This is a genomic window from Cyclobacterium lianum (assembly GCF_900143075.1).
Taxonomy (GTDB): Bacteria; Bacteroidota; Bacteroidia; order Cytophagales; family Cyclobacteriaceae; genus Cyclobacterium; species Cyclobacterium lianum.
In genome coordinates this window covers 564,591-577,904 of record NZ_FRCY01000002.1, presented here as the reverse complement: position 1 = coordinate 577,904, position 13,314 = coordinate 564,591, and the positions used below count along the sequence as shown (strand labels likewise).

The 13,314-nt window shown below is 45.9% G+C and carries 12 protein-coding genes and 1 pseudogene; 5 read left to right on the top strand and 8 right to left on the bottom strand.

All coding sequences use genetic code 11. The annotated features are described in order from the left end of the window. A pseudogene (locus BUB19_RS05140) lies at window positions 1-242 on the bottom strand (IS5 family transposase); the annotation flags it as partial. A gap of 94 nt (window positions 243-336) precedes the next feature. On the opposite strand from BUB19_RS05140, the gene BUB19_RS05135 reads away from it, so the two are divergent. After that, a complete protein-coding gene (locus tag BUB19_RS05135) occupies window positions 337-1,062 on the top strand; it encodes a class I SAM-dependent methyltransferase (protein ID WP_073093106.1) in 726 nt (241 codons plus the stop codon). Between the two features lie 10 nt (window positions 1,063-1,072). On the opposite strand, the gene radA is transcribed toward BUB19_RS05135, so the two are convergent. From radA to BUB19_RS05115, 3 genes are all read right to left on the bottom strand, one after another. After that, window positions 1,073-2,446: a DNA repair protein RadA gene (gene radA, locus BUB19_RS05130; protein WP_073093103.1), complete on the bottom strand. Its 1,374-nt coding sequence runs from the start codon at window positions 2,444-2,446 to the stop codon at window positions 1,073-1,075. 57 nt (window positions 2,447-2,503) lie between these two features. Next, window positions 2,504-5,314: a DNA polymerase I gene (gene polA, locus BUB19_RS05125; RefSeq protein WP_073093099.1), complete on the bottom strand. Its 2,811-nt coding sequence runs from the start codon at window positions 5,312-5,314 to the stop codon at window positions 2,504-2,506. Window positions 5,315-6,059: 745 nt separating this feature from the next. Next, the gene (locus BUB19_RS05115) at window positions 6,060-6,698 is read right to left on the bottom strand and encodes a hypothetical protein (RefSeq protein WP_073093092.1); all 639 of its coding nucleotides are present in this window, start codon (window positions 6,696-6,698) and stop codon (window positions 6,060-6,062) included. A 376-nt stretch (window positions 6,699-7,074) separates the two neighbouring features. On the opposite strand from BUB19_RS05115, the gene BUB19_RS05110 reads away from it, so the two are divergent. Continuing rightward, complete coding sequence (locus BUB19_RS05110; RefSeq protein WP_073093089.1) at window positions 7,075-7,383, top strand: hypothetical protein; 309 nt, start codon at window positions 7,075-7,077, stop codon at window positions 7,381-7,383. A gap of 120 nt (window positions 7,384-7,503) precedes the next feature. On the opposite strand, the gene BUB19_RS05105 is transcribed toward BUB19_RS05110, so the two are convergent. The 3 genes from BUB19_RS05105 to BUB19_RS05090 form a co-directional block, all read right to left on the bottom strand. Then, entirely contained in the window at window positions 7,504-7,947 is a 444-nt protein-coding gene (locus tag BUB19_RS05105) for a hypothetical protein (RefSeq protein WP_073093085.1), read from the bottom strand. Between the two features lie 50 nt (window positions 7,948-7,997). Continuing rightward, the gene (locus BUB19_RS23940; protein WP_143155913.1) at window positions 7,998-8,453 is read right to left on the bottom strand and encodes a hypothetical protein; all 456 of its coding nucleotides are present in this window, start codon (window positions 8,451-8,453) and stop codon (window positions 7,998-8,000) included. A 156-nt stretch (window positions 8,454-8,609) separates the two neighbouring features. Continuing rightward, entirely contained in the window at window positions 8,610-9,218 is a 609-nt protein-coding gene (locus tag BUB19_RS05090) for a hypothetical protein (RefSeq protein ID WP_143155912.1), read from the bottom strand. A 128-nt stretch (window positions 9,219-9,346) separates the two neighbouring features. Between BUB19_RS05090 and gltX the strand changes: the two genes are divergently transcribed. From gltX to BUB19_RS05075, 3 genes are read left to right on the top strand one after another with little or no spacing between them, the layout of a single operon-like run. Then, the gene (gene gltX / locus BUB19_RS05085; protein ID WP_073093070.1) at window positions 9,347-10,882 is read left to right on the top strand and encodes a glutamate--tRNA ligase; all 1,536 of its coding nucleotides are present in this window, start codon (window positions 9,347-9,349) and stop codon (window positions 10,880-10,882) included. Window positions 10,883-10,922: 40 nt separating this feature from the next. Then, the gene (locus BUB19_RS05080) at window positions 10,923-11,120 is read left to right on the top strand and encodes a hypothetical protein (RefSeq protein WP_073093225.1); all 198 of its coding nucleotides are present in this window, start codon (window positions 10,923-10,925) and stop codon (window positions 11,118-11,120) included. Between the two features lie 29 nt (window positions 11,121-11,149). Then, on the top strand, window positions 11,150-11,788 hold the full coding sequence (locus BUB19_RS05075; RefSeq protein WP_073093066.1) for a porin family protein: 639 nt from the start codon (window positions 11,150-11,152) through the stop codon (window positions 11,786-11,788). A 148-nt stretch (window positions 11,789-11,936) separates the two neighbouring features. On the opposite strand, the gene BUB19_RS05070 is transcribed toward BUB19_RS05075, so the two are convergent. Next, the gene (locus BUB19_RS05070; protein ID WP_073093063.1) at window positions 11,937-13,313 is read right to left on the bottom strand and encodes a RagB/SusD family nutrient uptake outer membrane protein; all 1,377 of its coding nucleotides are present in this window, start codon (window positions 13,311-13,313) and stop codon (window positions 11,937-11,939) included. Window position 13,314: the final 1 nt, after the last annotated feature.

The window sequence follows — 13,314 nt, the reverse complement described above, 5'->3', positions numbered from 1 at the left end:
TTGATGATCACTGCTCCGATCAAGACTCTTGGATTCAGGGCAGGCCTTCCGGTTGCTTTAGGCGGGTTTCGTTTGCTATACATGTTGACCAGATCATCCCAGGGAATCTGCTTACTGAGTACCACCCAACGGTTGGATGGGGCCAGTTGGTTATAGAATGGTGTCTCAAATCCTGAAAGAGAAAGCTGGTTTGGGCTGGTATATTCGCTGCGTGGTGCACGCCTTTTGGTGGTCTTTCGCATAGTTACTTGCACTTATACACCCTTAATTTGTGAAAAAAACCTCTAAAAACCGCTAAAACGTCACTTTTTTATTTTCTAAGCAGACCCTAACTATATGCAAAATAAATCAACTACTGAGGAAATTAGAAAGAGATTTGACGGAGATGTAGAGCGTTTTTCCAATCTGGATACCGGGCAGGAGGCAACTATGGACGCCCCCTTATCCATGGAGCTTATCGCCAATGCGGTAGTGGTATCCAGTCCTCAGGCAAAAACTTTGCTGGACATTGGGTCAGGTGCAGGAAATCTATCCCTGAAAATTTTACAGTACCTTCCTCAAATAGATTGTGATTTACTGGACTTGAGCAAACCCATGTTGGATCGGGCACAGGATAGGGTGTCCTGGGCCACTACAGGCAAAGTCTCTACCATACAGTCGGACATACGGGATGCTAATTTGACAGGCAATAAATATGATATCATCGTCGCGGCAGCCGTACTGCATCACCTGAGAGATGAGCAGGACTGGGAGCAGGTATTCGAAAAAATTTACGGGCTTCTGGCACCCGGAGGTTCCTTCTGGATTTCTGATTTGGTGGCACATGATGATCCGAAGATACAGGAGATGATGTGGAACAGATATGCCCGGTACCTGGAGAAGATCGGTGGATTGAAATACAGAAAGAAAGTATTTGACTATATAGAAAAAGAAGACAGCCCCCGTTCTCTTACTTTTCAGCTAAGACTGATGGAAAAAGTAGGTTTCACCCAACTGGACGTGCTGCACAAAAACTGCTGTTTCGCTGCCTTTGGGGGCAAAAAGCCCATGGCCAATATTTAGGGATAGCTTCCTAGAGAAAGAGGAGCCGGTACATTTCCTCCAATTTTCCAATCGGTACGATTTCAATCGGAAATTTGCTGCGATCCAGTCCTCTAATGGCATACCTGGACAGTATTATTCTTTTGAACCCCATTTTTGAAGCCTCGGCTATCCGGCTTTCAATGCGGTTTACTGCCCTGATCTCTCCACCCAGGCCCACCTCTCCTGCAAAACAGGTGCCCGGATCGATGGGACTTTCCTCATGGGAGGAAATTATGGAAGCGCATACAGCCAGGTCCAGGCCGGGGTCATCCACCCTGAGGCCTCCGGCAATGTTGAGAAACACATCCTGCTGTCCCAGTCGCATTCCACCCCTTTTTTCGAGTACAGCCAGAAGCATGCTGAGTCGTTTGGCGTCATGTCCGGTGCTGCTCCGCTGCGGGGTGCCATAGGTGGCCGGGCTGACCAGGGATTGAATTTCTATGAGAAGGGGGCGATTTCCTTCCAGCATTGCACCGATGGCTACTCCGGTGAGTTGTTCTTCACGCTGTGTCAGAAGTATCTCAGAGGGATTGGTTACCGCTTTGAGTCCATCTACATGCATCTCATAAATTCCCAGTTCATTGGTGGAGCCAAAGCGATTTTTAGAGGTTCGGAGAATGCGGTAGCTCAGGTGCCGGTCACCCTCAAATTGCAGCACCGTATCTACCATGTGCTCCAGTATTTTCGGTCCGGCGATCGACCCATCCTTGGTGATATGGCCGATTAGAAACACAGGAGTACCGGTTTGTTTGGCAAATTTCATCAATTCTGCCGTGCATTCCCGGACCTGGCTGACCGATCCGGCAGCAGATGCCACGTACTGGCTGTGCAGGGTTTGTATAGAGTCTATGACCAGCAGGTCTGGTTCCAACACTGCTATCTGCTGAAAAATCTGTTGGGTATTGGTTTCCGAGAGAATGTAGCATTGGTCGGATTGGTATTTCATCCGCTCACTGCGCATTTTGATTTGGCTTTCACTCTCCTCGCCGGAAACATACAGGATTTTTGTTCCATTGAGCATGAGGGCGATCTGGAGCATCAGCGTGGATTTGCCAATTCCCGGTTCCCCGCCGATCAGGACAAGAGAGCCGGGAACGATGCCAGTTCCCAAGACGCGGTCCAGCTCAGCATCTCCCGTGACCAACCTGCTTTGTTCTTCATAGTTGATCTCTCTCAATCTTTTGGGTTTGCTGGTTTTTGCAGGACTCCGGTCTGATTGCCAGGTGCCTCTCTTGCCCTCATCTTTCTGCACCACTTCCTCCACATAGGTGTTCCATTCCCCACATGAAGGACATTTTCCTACCCACTTGGCACTTTCCACCCCACAGTTTTGACAGAAATAAGCAGTTTTAATTTTGGCCATGTAAATGGGCTGTTTTTTTAAAAGATGGCGTATATCGGGCGCTTACAAATAAAAACCTCAATGTGCTTCGAGCCAGTCATTTCCTATCCCCACTTCCACTTCCAGGGGAACGGCAATTTTGATGGCCTCTGACATGAGTTTGGGTACCTCTGTCTTTAACAGGTCCGTTTCTTCCTTGTGGGCATCAAAGACCAATTCATCGTGTACCTGGAGTATCATTTTGGATCTCAGCTTTTGTTGGAGCATCCATTCGTGCACATGGATCATGGCCACTTTGATCATATCTGCTGCAGAACCCTGAATAGGTGCATTGATGGCATTGCGTTCGGCAAAACCCCGCATCGTGGCATTGCGGCTATTGATATCCCTCAGATACCTCCTTCTCCCCAGAATGGTCTCTACATACTCATTTTTCCGGGCTTTTTCTATGCTCTCATCCATATACGCTTTTACGGAGGGAAATTCCTTGAAATAGGCATCAATGATATCTTTGGCCTCTCCCCGGGGAATTTGAAGGCGTTGTGACAATCCAAAAGCAGAAATTCCGTAAATGATGCCAAAATTGGCGGTCTTTGCTTTCCGACGCATGTCCCCGCTTACCTCTTCCAGTGGCACCTGAAATATTTTCGCTGCGGTGGTCGCATGAATATCACGCCCGTTTTTAAAGGCCTCAATCATGGATGAATCCTGAGAAAAAGCCGCCATGATGCGCAACTCTATCTGACTGTAGTCTGCCGCCAGGATCAGGTGGTTTTTGTCCCTGGGGACAAAAGCCTTGCGGATTTCTCTTCCCCTTTCTGTCCGGATCGGAATGTTTTGCAGGTTGGGATTGATCGACGAGAGCCTGCCTGTGGCGGCTACGAACTGATTATAGGTAGTATGGATCCTGCCGGTTTTAGGATTGATAAGACCTGGCAGCGCGTCCACATAGGTGGACTTGAGCTTGACCATCTGCCTGTAATCCAATATTGCCTGAGCGATCTCATGCTCCATCGCAAGTTTGCTCAGTACTTCTTCTCCGGTAGCGTATTGCCCCGTTTTTGTTTTCTTTGCCTTAGGGTCCAGTTGGAGTTTGTTGAAGAGGATCTCGCCCAGTTGCTTTGGAGAGCTGAGATTAAACTTTTCACCCGCCATTTCATAGACCTTTTTTTCTATCTCCCAGCTTTCACTTTCCAGGCTTTTGGACATCTCTGCCAAACTATCGGTATCGATGCGAACACCCTCAAACTCCATGGCCGCGAGCACGCCTATCAATGGGCTTTCGACTTCGTGAAGCAAAGGCTCCAGCTTATTTTCCCGGATGATGGGATCAAGAGCCGATTTTAACTGAAGCGTAATGTCGGCGTCTTCGGAAGCATAGTCCACGACTTTGTCCGGGTCTACATCCTTCATGTTGCCCTGATTTTTCCCTTTTTTTCCAATCAGGCTCTCAATGGAAACAGGCTTATAATTGAGGTACTGTTCGGCCATCCAATCCATGGAATGTTTGCCCTCGGGCTCGATCAGGTAATGGGCAAGCATGGTATCGTATAGCTTACCCTTCACTTCCATCCCGTAATTCATCAATACCAGAATATCATATTTGATATTTTGACCGATTTTAAGGATATGTTCGGATGAAAAAACCGGCTCCAGCAGGGCCAGAATTTCTTTTGCTGCCTTCATTTCTCCGGGGAAAGGAATGTAGTAAGCCTCACCGGGCAAATAGGCAAATGAAATACCTACCAATTCGGCTTCATTGGGATTGATGGAGCTAGTTTCTGTGTCGAAACAAATCTCCTTTTGCATCAGGAGGTAGCGCACCAAATCTTTGATGGCGGACTCTCCTGAGACCTTGTAGTAATCATGGTCCCGGGTAAAAAGATTGCCCGGGCCGCTGCTGCTCGTAATGGGTGGCGCAGGAGCTGGCATATCCTCACTGGCCGCAGCATCCCCCCCTGTAAATAAACCCAACTGTTCATCCACTTTCAGTGCCGGCTTTTTGAGGGCTTCTCCAAATACTCTTTTTGTAAGGGTCCTGAATTCCAGTTCAGCAAAGAGCGCTTTCAATTTTTCTTCATCTGGAGGGTCCCGTGTGAGGGCTTTCTCATCAAAATCAATGGGTACATCCTGCATGATCGTAGCCAGCTCCTTGGATAAAATACCCTGTTCGGCAAATTTTTCTACATTTTCCTTCTGCTTTCCCTTTAGTTGATCGGTATTTTTGACCAGTTCTTCCACCGATCCGTATTCTTTCAAAAGCTTAACAGCGGTTTTGGCACCAATGCCGGGTATTCCGGGTATGTTGTCCACAGCATCTCCCATGAGCCCCAGAATATCCCTTACCTGGTCTACATGCTCGATATCCCACTTTTCGCAAATTTCCTTTGGCCCCATGATATCTACTGCGTTGCCCATAAAGGCCGGTTTATAGAGATAGATGTGGTCTTCCACCAATTGCCCGTAGTCCTTATCGGGAGTCATCATATACACCGTAAAACTGGTCCTTTCGGCCTTCTTGGCCAGCGTCCCGATGATATCGTCCGCTTCGTAGCCATCAAGCTCCAGCGTGGGGATATTGAATGCCTGCACAATTTGTTTGACCCAGGGAATACCCACCTCAATGTCTTCGGGTTGTTCCTGTCTGTTGGCTTTATAGGCTTCAAATTGCTTGTGGCGAAAGGTGGGTGCACTGGTGTCGAAAACCACGGCGATATGGGTAGGGTTTTCTTTTTCCAGGACTTCAAGCAGGGTATTGGTAAAGCCAAGCATGACCCCGGTGTTCAGGCCTTTGCTATTGATTCTGGGATTTTTGCTGAAGGCAAAATGTGCCCTGTAAATCAGGGCCATTGCGTCCAGAAGAAAAAGTTTTTTACTGCCTTTGGCCATTTGTGGATTTGGTTTTTGAGGTTTTTACAGAAATGGTTTGCAGATCATTTCAGCTAAATTGAGCACAAGTTAGTGATTTTTGGGCAATGCTTAGGATGGAAAAATATAAGAATTTGTGCAAAGGTCTTTGGCGAGATCAATCCTGCACTCCGCTTTTCACAATCATTCGGAAAACAGGAAAGATGAATGTAAACAGTCCATCGCCGCTGAGGAGAGCGATTTTGCCGTTCGATTTATTTTCAAGCTATCTAACGAATTGGTGGACTAGATCAGGGAAAAGGATTTCAATAAATTGACCCTTCATGGCGTAATTTTTTTAATTAGAAACCTTTGGGGAAAACTATCAGACAACCGCAGTTTCCTTTCCGTTATCTGAAATGTAAGGATTACAATGGATATTTTTTATAAACCCACTCCCCTTAGGTAAGCATTCCAAGCCAATGCTCCAGCAAAACTCCCATATAGAATTGATGGGTTAAACGGCTTCCTTTCTTGCGCAATACAAACTTGCCCTGTAAAAAATACTCGGTTACATGACCATTGGTCTCTACTAAGATTTTACAATCCGGGCGAATAAGTATTGGTCTTGAGCGCTTACGCATTTGGGCAAAGAGATTTTTAAAAAAAACTGAAATGCCAGACCCCTGTACACGTCTTAGTTCGTTTAAAAATAAACTGCGTTGGTACGAATCCAATGTAAGTTCGTTTGGGGTACCATACTCAATTATTTTAACAGTAGTAGCCATCACCAATTGCCATTCTTAAAGCCTATCCAGCATGCATTTCCGGTTGCATTTGACCCTCCGGGGAATTTTTCCCAGATCGTTGTCGTCCAGGGTGGTATGGATAAGGCCAATTCCCGCTCGGTGAAGGTATCGACAGTTTTTTCGCTACCTTCTACATGAGACCCTGATAGATATCCTTTGGATCCATATACCCAGATTCTATGGGCAAACGACGTAGCATTAAATTGTAGGGCATCCGCAAGTAACTTTGCAATAGGGCCTGTTACCAAAGGGTTTGTTATTCGTGTTGTACGCATTAGTCCAGTGTTGCATCCCGAAAGATAAATACTGGCTTCGTCACACCAGCTAAGGGTTTTCAACTGGCTGGCCCAGGAATTGACATCAGACCGTGACAAGTCATTGATTGCTACAGGATTGCCGTGGGCATAAATTTCCAAAGTTTTCAAACAAGGATGATCAGGATCTATGGTAAGTAATTGATTGATTTTATTGATTAGATCCGGAAGATCATCATATCCTAATATTACCTCCCAGCTATTTGGTGCGTTGCGGACTATGCGGGCTTCAGTACGACCGTATTGATTTTGCGAGTCCCATCCTTTTGTGTAGGGAGCAATCACATTTAATTCAGTAGCCATATTTCCATGAGCAGTTTAACCATTTCGTCAACTGAAAAAGTGGTAAAATCCGATATAATGTAGAAATTAAATTACATAAATCAAAATTAAAAATAAACTATTATCTGATATGCACTCCTGTAAATTGCTGGAGTCTGGCTGGATAATTGTAGAAATTTTTACTGTTATGGCCCCTGACAGGCATTAATTATTTTGAACTTAAGGACGCCAAACCTCAGGAACAGCTAAAGCACCTATGGCAGTTATTTTTTCCAATTGCTGTCTATTTCCGTATTTTGGTAGGATTATTGGTATATTTCGAAAAATAGTCAACCTCAGTGGAATCTCTCATTTGAAAAAATTGATAAATTATGTTTAACCTTTAATACACGTACCTATGAAAAAGATCGCTTACTTTTTATCCATGCTGATGTTGTTGACCGCCATTGCTCCTGTGGCCATTGCCAGCGATAAACCGGCGGACAAAGAACCCAGTCCTGAAGAACAGGCTCGTTTGGAACAATTGGACGAGCGGGTGAAGGAAATTAAGGCCATGGATTTTAAAGCCATGGACAAGGAAGAGCGTAAAGAGATTCGAAACGAACTGAGGGAAATCAACAAAGAAGCAAAAGCCCTGGGGGGTGGTGTTTACATCTCTGCTGGCGCACTGATTGTGATACTGATATTATTGATCATTCTGACCTGATAAAGTTTACCCCAATCTTGTAAAGGAGATTGGGGTAGTTTATCTCTGATTCGGTGAGTAATAAGCCGGCAAAAGGGCAAAGATTGCGTTGAAATCTGGTTGTTTTTTGTTTCCTGCCGATCAGGATTGTGTTTTCAGAAACTTTTTTACTTTTAGGGCTCTCCATAGAATAATGGCCAACGGAATCAACCAGATGGCCTCATTAAACAGCAAATGAAAAGCCACCCGTTTGTTCCACCCCAAAGCTCCCAGGTACAGGCTGAGAAAACTTAACAGTGAGATTATTTTGCCCAGCATCCCAATGCCCATCAGGTATATCCAGCTGATAGGATAAAAGGCCGAAAGAAAAAGCAATAATCCGGCGGCCATGCCGATCGAACCATAGATCAAGGTGCCGGTATCTGCTGGAACACTAGTCTCCATCGCGAGCCAGCCCAGGACTGCTGGTCCAAACCATCTGAAAAATGCTCCCCAGAGTAAGGCATAGATTCCCGAAAGTAAGAGTAAGCCCCGGTGTGGCATGGTAAACTTTGGAAAAGAGGTTGCAGGTGCTTGTTTGTTCATACTGTATCTAATCAGATCGCCTTGAAAAAAGTTTAGAGGATTTGCTGAAATTAGTTTTTTATCGTTTCCGAAAAATACCTGAACCCCCAGAGGGTTTGACTGATAAAATTTATCGGTTGATAGGTTTGCCGGATGTTTCGGGGAATAAAACCATCCAGCGTCACCCTGAAATGGTTAAATCTGTCTTTTTCCACGTAAAGGTTGTAGTTAGCTGTCAGTTTAAGTAAGTCTCTCGGGAAAAACAGCTTTTTGTGAACTTTAACGGGGGGAGCAGGAAATCCGAATTTTTTTTGTCCCGCTGCATAAGATTGGACTGCCATTTCGAAAGCCACAGGGGCCATACAGAGGCTGGATTGTCCTACAAATTTAGGATTAAAGAAATGGGAGAGCTGGATATCGTTTTTCTTAAATATATAGTGTACGTCCTGGCTTACCTCTTTCTTGAGAAATACTTGGTTTTGGGTGGCAAAAAAATGCCAGATCGTATCAATTTTCTTGAGCTCCATTTCAGGTATATTTTGGGTCTGTCGGCAGGATAGTTTGCTATCTCAGGCTCTTTCGACAAGATAGAATTTATTATTGTAATTTTTGTCCATTTTGCCAGGAAGCTTACATGCCGCCGGTTGTGTTTTTCCTTACGCTCCCAAAGCTTGTAATGCAATTCAAAGCTGACCGGTAATTTTGAGAAAATCGTTGTAGCTGTTTACAAAGGCCTCCCTTTCACGTTTGCTGTCCAACAGCGGAATCCAGCGCTCACCCACGTTGGCCTTAAGGCTATCTATCTCGCTGCTTAGCCAGTTGAAAATGATACCTGCCTGCTCCAGGTGCACATAGCGGTCACCGGTAGAGATCTCCAGTGTCCCGTACAAGTCGTCCTTTTTGATGGCGTGCAGCAGGAGCGGCTCCCGGCGCTTCAGTTGCCCTGCAGACAAGAGGTAGGGTGATGCCGTATTCCTGTTTTTGTGTACAATTATTTCCAGAATCAAAGTGTTTTGTGTACTGTCTCTGTCGAATCCTTTGTGGGTATAAATATCGATGCCTGCGTCTGGCATGCTCCTTACCGCATAATCGATTCTTCGGATGTTTTTAAAAAACAGCATTCCGGAGTCACTGAGCCTGAAGCTGGGGTCCTCTCCTGTATTATTGGCGCGTCGTTCATTAAACAAAGAAAGCAACAGGACCAGGCCCAATGAGGCCAAACCAAATATTTTTAACAGCCGGACCATTTCCCGTCCCATTTGATCCTTATTGGCAGAATTTTCTTTCATCATCAATGATATAGAACATACCGCGGCCCGGGAAGGTTTACCTGAAAATGGCCAAGACTTTGGCCTCGAAGCCAGCGAATTCCTTATTTATTGCTTATCTTTGCCCTCTTAAATGAAATTGATGGCTGTTTATGAGTAAAGAAGTACGCGTAAGATTTGCCCCTTCACCCACGGGAGCTTTGCATATTGGTGGTGTCCGTACTGCCTTGTACAATTATCTTTTCGCCCGCAAACATCAGGGCAAATTTCTTTTGAGAATTGAAGATACGGATCAAAACCGTTTTATTCCCGGCGCGGAGGATTATATCAGGAATTCGCTGGACTGGATCGGTATTTCTCCTGACGAAAGCCCATGGAAACCAGGGGATTGTGGTCCTTACAGACAGTCGGAGCGGAAGCCATTATATATGGAATATGCCCAAAACCTATTGGATAAGGGACATGCCTACTATGCTTTTGATACTTCAGAGGAGCTGGAAGCCATGCGGCAACGCCTGACTGCGGCCAGGGTGGTATCTCCCCAGTACAATTCCATCACGCGGACCCAGATGAAGAATTCCCTTACCCTGCCGGCAGATGAGGTAAAGGCAAGACTGGAGTCCGGAGAACCCTACGTAATCCGGGTCAAAATACCCAGAAAGGAAGAAGTGAGGCTAAATGATATGGTAAGAGGATGGGTGATGGTGCATTCCAATTCTCTGGATGATAAAGTATTGATGAAGTCCGATGGTATGCCGACCTATCATCTGGCAAACATAGTAGATGACCACCTGATGGGAATCACCCATGTGATCCGGGGCGAAGAATGGCTGCCTTCGGCTCCGCTCCATGTGCTATTGTACAAATACCTGGGTTGGGAAGAAAGCATGCCCGAATTTGCACACTTGCCTCTTCTATTGAAGCCGGACGGGAATGGAAAACTTTCCAAGCGGGATGCGGAGAAGCATGGATTCCCCATTTTTCCCCTTGACTGGACCGATCCCAATTCGGGAGAGTTGGTAGATGGTTTCAGGGAGGCGGGCTACCTTCCAGAGGCATTTCTCAATTTCCTGGCGTTTCTGGGATGGAACCCGGGAGATCAGAGGGAGCTATTCACCCTGGACGAATTGGTGGAGGCTTTCTCCATTGAAAGGATTGGCAAGTCAGGAACCAAGTTTGATATCAACAAAGCAAAATGGTACAATGAGCAATACCTGAGAGACAAAAGCGACGAGGTACTGGCAGAATACCTTCAGGCTGATCTCAGGAAGGAAAATATTACTGTATCTCAGGAAAAAGCCGAGAAAATTGTGGCAGTGATGAAGGAAAGGGCTACTTTCCCTTCGGATTTATGGAAGGAAGGTAAGTTTATGGTTTTTCCTCCGAAATCATTCGACGACCAGGTAGTAGCAAAGAGGTGGAACCAGGACGCCATCACCGTGTTGGCTGCCTTTAAAGAAAAATTGCTAGCCGCGGAGGCTTCAATAACAGCGGAAGGCTTCAAAGAAATGCTGGGCCATGCCGCTGCGGAAGCGGGCATCAAATTGGGAAAAGTAATGCAGGCAGTAAGATTGGCCATTACCGGTGTCGGTGCTGGACCCGACCTGATGCAGATATTTGAGATATTGGGTAAGGATGAACTGATCAAAAGAATAGATTTTGCGTTAGAGAATATAAAGGCCGGATAAGGCGTCCGATTCCTAAGTCAAAAACAAAATGAAAAGTGTCATGGCAAAGAAGGCAAAGAAGAAAGAAACGCCAAGGGTAAATGAAGAGTTGGAAGGCTTCAACATGAATATCAACTCCTTTGGCGAAATTTCCAGTTCTTTTTCGATCGACAAGATCAATGAATTCCTGAATAAAAATGTAGACGATAAGAAATTACGGGACCGGGAAGAGCGGAACGACAAAAAGAAGAAAGGTTAAGAAAACGAATACGATTCTGTTTTTCCTGTATGAAAACCTGGTGGATACTATTGTGGATTATTTTTTTATGCTGCTGCCAGGTTAGCGCCCAAACCAGCATTGGTATCAAGGCCGGTTACACCAGCTCTAGTGCCACCTACAGGGTTACTTTGGGCAGTTTTCCAAGAAGCGTGACCGGAATCACAGCTCCTTCCTACTCACTGGTAATAGAGCAGTTTTTTGAAAAAAATGCCGGTGCGCAAATAGAGTTTCAATGGCTGACGACCGGATATGCTGCCACTGATACGATCAATATCGGGAATGAAACCCATTTTGACTACCTGAAAATGCCAATTTTATCCAATTTCTATCTGGGAAATTCAGGAAGATTTCACATCAAACTTGGCCCCCATCTGGGTTATCTGCTTGAAGCCAGAGACCTGAGGCGGGAAGTAGAGGGAGAGTTGGTCATTCCAACCTATGGTCAGCCGGCTGACCGGCCGAGAAAGATCATGTATGGACTCACAGCGGGTGTCGGATTGTCCAAGTTGTTTGGAAAGCATACGCTTCAGGGAGAGGTGCGCTACTCTTATGAATTTGGGCGACCGGAATCTCAGGAACGTATTTTTGACCTTAATTTTACCCAATTGGAGTTTTCTCTGGCCTATCTTTTCAGGGTCATTCAATGAAATCAGGTTTTTTGGTAAATTTTTTCGGCTATTTATAACCTGAATATGATTCTGGGTAAGGTTTGCAACAACGCTAACCAGACCAAACAAAAAAGCCACTTCTGGCTAGCAGAAATGGCTTTTTATCATAAATTCCTATTAGGTCATATCAATCTTCCACATATATGTCCCAGTTTACTTCTGATTGGGGATGTGGAAACTGCCGGAATACAGATCCCTGGTCAAAGGAGGTATTGATCTCATCCAAACGGTCATACCTCCTGGCATCAATCCAGCGATGCCCCCAGGGCTCTGCCCAGAGAGAGTACCTTCTTTGATAAAGGATTTCATCGATCAGGCTTTGCTGATCAGCAGGCCCAGTATAATCCCCGATTTCCGCCGCATTTCGAATGATATCGATCGCTTCAAGCGCCAGTTCTGTCTGGCCCAATTGGGCATGGGCCTCAGCTTTGAGCAATACCAATTCTTCATTTCTGATAAATGGAATTGAGGTAGTGTTATTTGGCCAGCGGTTGTCCTGATGCGTTCCTACCAGCGGAGTGGCATCGGTAGTGACGACTACAGGATCTTCCCGCTCGTAAAATTTCTCCGCTACCCTGGCGTCCCCTTCTGTGGCGTCTTCCAGCACGGAGGGGTGAACGACAATAATGGTATTAATGGCTGCATCCCTGATATAAAATAAAGGGTTAAATTCATCAGGCGGACCGTTGTAGGGATGGGCCGGACCTACATCTAAGTCACCTTCCAGGTTCATAAAGGAATTGTCTAAAGCGTTCAATACGCCTTCCCAGTCTTGGAGATAAGCATTGTTTCTGGCGAGTATGGCATTGGTCACTTCCTGTAGTGCATCAATGGAGGTAAAACCCTCAAAACCTGGCGTCAGTGTAAAAGGAAACTCTCCGCTTGCTGAAGCAAACAATTGATCGGCTTCATTCAACAGGGATCGGGAATGCTGCATGGCTTCCTCATAGCTGACATAAGGGCCGGGATTAAGCGGGTCTTCTACATCAATTCTGATACCATTGTCATAGACAAAATTTGCAGGGATCATGAACTGATACCCCTGAATCATGCGTCCGAAACCGGAGAGTGCAGCTTGTTCGGCGTCTGTGAGGACGTTGGTGTTTTCTGCAGCAGAGATCAGCACCTCTGCCTGCCGGATAGCCTGGTAGGGATCTGCCCAGGAGCCACCTCCTGTGGTGCCGAATCCAAAGTAGATCCGGTCAGGCTCCCGTCCGGCTTGTCCCAGCCAATCGGTTTGAAAACGAGGATCCGAACCATTCAGGTACCATATTTCTCTCCCAAAGGTATTCCATGCGCGGGATACATTGGTGACATAGTCCCGGTGGCGAGACTCCAGCCCGGTTACCAGAAATTGGATCTGAGAACGACTGGCATTTTCGCTTACACTCCCCAGGGAAGGGTTATTTGGATCGTCTATTTGATCCAGTTGCAATGGGTTGCAGCTCGCAATAGCAAGTGCAGCAATGGCGGCAAATCCGATATATGATTTTATCATTTTCATA

Coding starts and splice junctions, on each gene's coding strand:
- BUB19_RS05135 (WP_073093106.1), top strand. CDS start 337: ATGCAAAATAAATCAACTACTGAGGAAATTAGAAAGAGATTTGACGGA.
- radA (WP_073093103.1), bottom strand. CDS start 2,446: ATGGCCAAAATTAAAACTGCTTATTTCTGTCAAAACTGTGGGGTGGAA.
- polA (WP_073093099.1), bottom strand. CDS start 5,314: ATGGCCAAAGGCAGTAAAAAACTTTTTCTTCTGGACGCAATGGCCCTG.
- BUB19_RS05115 (WP_073093092.1), bottom strand. CDS start 6,698: ATGGCTACTGAATTAAATGTGATTGCTCCCTACACAAAAGGATGGGAC.
- BUB19_RS05110 (WP_073093089.1), top strand. CDS start 7,075: ATGAAAAAGATCGCTTACTTTTTATCCATGCTGATGTTGTTGACCGCC.
- BUB19_RS05105 (WP_073093085.1), bottom strand. CDS start 7,947: ATGAACAAACAAGCACCTGCAACCTCTTTTCCAAAGTTTACCATGCCA.
- BUB19_RS23940 (WP_143155913.1), bottom strand. CDS start 8,453: ATGGAGCTCAAGAAAATTGATACGATCTGGCATTTTTTTGCCACCCAA.
- BUB19_RS05090 (WP_143155912.1), bottom strand. CDS start 9,218: ATGATGAAAGAAAATTCTGCCAATAAGGATCAAATGGGACGGGAAATG.
- gltX (WP_073093070.1), top strand. CDS start 9,347: ATGAGTAAAGAAGTACGCGTAAGATTTGCCCCTTCACCCACGGGAGCT.
- BUB19_RS05080 (WP_073093225.1), top strand. CDS start 10,923: ATGGCAAAGAAGGCAAAGAAGAAAGAAACGCCAAGGGTAAATGAAGAG.
- BUB19_RS05075 (WP_073093066.1), top strand. CDS start 11,150: ATGAAAACCTGGTGGATACTATTGTGGATTATTTTTTTATGCTGCTGC.
- BUB19_RS05070 (WP_073093063.1), bottom strand. CDS start 13,313: ATGAAAATGATAAAATCATATATCGGATTTGCCGCCATTGCTGCACTT.